This window comes from Eubacterium ramulus ATCC 29099, assembly GCF_000469345.1.
In the GTDB taxonomy this organism is placed as follows: domain Bacteria; phylum Bacillota; class Clostridia; order Lachnospirales; family Lachnospiraceae; genus Eubacterium_I; species Eubacterium_I ramulus.
Map to the genome: position 1 here is coordinate 1 of NZ_KI271166.1, position 1,576 is coordinate 1,576.

Below are 1,576 nucleotides of genomic sequence, written 5' to 3' on the forward strand. Positions count from 1 at the left end.
CTTGTATGATAATTAGGAAGTTAATTATCACACGTTTCCTTTCTTTTAATATCGTGGTTCAATACAATTCAGATACTATGGACTTTTGATGTTTATTCTGTAGCTTGACTACTCAACTGGAGTGTATTGCCGCTACCTTTATCTGAATTGTTTATCAGCTGGATGTTGCCGGAGTGTTTTTCACTCAGAGTACTTATTTCTATCAAGTCTACGATGATAATTGATGGTGGACATCATGGTATCAGACTTTAAGAAAGGGAGGTACAACCTCATGAAAATTTTTGTAGGCATTGACATTGCCAAACTCAACCATTTCGCCGCTGCGATTTCTTCCGACGGTGAAATACTTCTTGAGCCGTTCAAATTCACAAACGACGCTGATGGCTTCCAACTGCTGGTCTCTAAGCTCGAATCATTCGATAAGAACAGCATCATCATCGGTCTTGAATCGACGGCACACTACGGTGACAACCTTGTTCGATACCTTGTTGCTGAGTTCTACCAAGTGTGTGTGTTGAACCCCATCAAAACCTGTCAGATGCGTAAGAACAATGTTCGTAAAACGAAGACAGATAAGGTCGACACATTTGTTATTGCTAAAACTCTTATGATGCAGGATGACCTAAGATTTATTACCTTCTTTGATCTCGATATGATGGATCTTAAGGCCTTGGGGCGCTTTCGGCAGAAAACCATTAAGCAACGCACCCGATTGAAAATCCAACTGACAACCTATGTTGATCAGGTATTCCCGGAGATTCAATACTTTTTCAAATCCGGTCTGCACCAGCACGCTGTCTATGCTTTGTTAAAAGAAGCACCTTCTCCTAAAGAGATTGCTTCTATGCATATGACTCATCTGGCAAATCTGCTCAAAGTGAACTCGCACGGACACTTTACCAAAGAGCTGGCCAAAGAATTAAGAGTTCTCGCACAGAAGTCTGTCGGTGCAAACGACAGCGCTATATCTATTCAGATAACTCAGACAATTCAACAAATCGAGTTACTGGATAGCCAATTAGAAAAGATTGAAGCTGAGATGACGGATATCATGAAATTCAACGATTCTGTCATCATGACCATTCCTGGTATCGGATATATCAATGGTGGAATGATTCTTGGTGAAATAGGTGATATTCACCGTTTCTCCAATCCTAACAAGCTGCTTGCTTTTGCCGGTTTGGATCCTTCTGTTTATCAGTCTGGTAACTTTCAGGCTAAGACAACAAGGATGTCCAAACGTGGCTCTCGTGTTTTACGATATGCCCTTGTAAATGCAGCTTGGAACGTTGTCAGAAACAACGCAACCTTCAAGGCTTATTATGATGCCAAGAGGGCTGAAGGCCGGTCTCACTACAATGCACTTGGGCACTGTGCCGGCAAGCTTGTCAGAGTCATCTGGAAGATGCTCACTGACGAAGTAGAATTCAACCTCGAATAAGAGGTCTGTATACCAATATCGATAGATTTTGAAAAAGCACCCTAAGGGAGCTCTATTAAAGTTACCCTTTTTTACCACCGATATGAAAAAGAAATTTTTTGCTAATTTATGGTTGACTTTTCATAGCTGGTCTCC

Annotated in this window: 1 protein-coding gene; it reads left to right on the plus strand. The window is 41.3% G+C overall.

Annotated elements, in window-relative coordinates:
* The first annotated feature begins 271 nt into the window (after nt 1-271).
* Complete coding sequence (locus tag HMPREF0373_RS12315) at nt 272-1,441, plus strand: IS110 family RNA-guided transposase (RefSeq protein WP_044964317.1); 1,170 nt, start codon at nt 272-274, stop codon at nt 1,439-1,441.
* Nucleotides 1,442-1,576: the final 135 nt, after the last annotated feature.

Coding starts and splice junctions, on each gene's coding strand:
- HMPREF0373_RS12315 (WP_044964317.1), top strand. CDS start 272: ATGAAAATTTTTGTAGGCATTGACATTGCCAAACTCAACCATTTCGCC.